Genomic DNA, 1,261 nt, shown 5'->3' on the forward strand with positions numbered 1-1,261 from the left:
ATCAGCGTCGGGTTGCGCCCGTCATCCTCCAGCTTGCGCCGCAGCCGGGACACCGCCACGTCGATCGCCCGGTCGAAGGGCCCGGCCTGCCGCCCGCGCAGCAGGTCCATCAGCATGTCCCGGGTCAGCACGCGGTTCGGCCGCTCCACCAGCACGGTCAGAAGCTCGTACTCGCCGCCGGTCAGGGAGACCTCGGTGCCGGAAGGGTCGAGCAGGCGGCGCCGGGCGGGCTCCAGCGTCCAGCCGGCGAAGCGCACCGCCTTGGGCGGCGGGTCCTTGGGTGCCGCGCCTTCGCCCGAGGCACGGCGCAGCACGGCGCGGATGCGGGCCAGCAGCTCGCGCGGGTTGAAGGGCTTGGCGACATAGTCGTCGGCACCCAGCTCCAGCCCCACGATGCGGTCCGTCTCCTCGCCCATGGCGGTCAGCATCACGATCGGGACATCGGACTGGCTGCGCAGCCAGCGCGCGAAATCCAGGCCCGACTCCCCCGGCAGCATCAGGTCCAGGATCACCAGGTGATAGCGGCCAAGTGGCCAGACGCGCCGCGCCTCCCGCGCTTCCCGCGCAGCGGTGACGCGAAGCCCTTGTTTCTCCAGGAAACGGGACAAGAGATCGCGGATTTCTCGATCGTCGTCGACGATCAGGATGTGAGGGGCAGGCTCCATGGCTGTTACATAAGCCGGGTTGCCGGGATTCGCCCGCATCTCTTGCAACGATCTGTTGCGATGCGCCCGCCCGTTGCCAGCCGTTGCACTTTCGCATGCATCATGACTTGGGTTCCGGGCCCGCAACGCCCATCTTTGGGATACGCCGCTGTCCTTCCCCCCCCTCACGGGGCAGTGGTGATAGCAGGCGGCGGGTGAGCCGCACTTCCCCCTCAGGCTCCCCGCCGCCTCTTCTCTGTTCCCTGTTCCCCGCCCCGGGCATATGCATTCGCAGATCCGACACGGGTCCGTTCGTGGCATGGCTCCCCATGTCGGACGTTCCGGAACAGGACAGACAGCCCTGACGCTTCCTTCCCCGATCGTTCCGCCGCCGGTTTCGCCCCTGGCCTCCTCCGAGCAGTTCGACGCCATCGCCCCACCCGGGCTCGATGCGGCGCGCCGCCTGCTGCTGCTGGCCGATCCGGCCCTGGCACGGGTCGAGGATGTCGCGGGCCCGCTGCCCTGGCGCACCCGCCCGCGCGGCTTTCCCGGCCTGCTGCGGGCGATCTGCGTCCAGATGATCAGCGACCGCGCGGCCTCGGCCATCTGGCTACGCC

The 1,261-nt window shown here is 69.8% G+C and carries 2 protein-coding genes; one reads left to right on the top strand and one right to left on the bottom strand.

Translation table 11 applies throughout. The annotated features are described in order from the left end of the window. On the bottom strand, window positions 1-665 hold a 665-nt coding region (locus tag ROTAS13_RS24610; protein ID WP_075823675.1), incomplete at its 3' end, for a response regulator. 298 nt (window positions 666-963) lie between these two features. On the opposite strand from ROTAS13_RS24610, the gene ROTAS13_RS24615 reads away from it, so the two are divergent. Continuing rightward, on the top strand, window positions 964-1,261 hold a 298-nt coding region (locus ROTAS13_RS24615; RefSeq protein WP_216348743.1), incomplete at its 3' end, for a hypothetical protein.

It is taken from the genome of Roseomonas sp. TAS13 (assembly GCF_001950415.1).
GTDB lineage: Bacteria > Pseudomonadota > Alphaproteobacteria > Acetobacterales > Acetobacteraceae > Roseomonas > Roseomonas mucosa.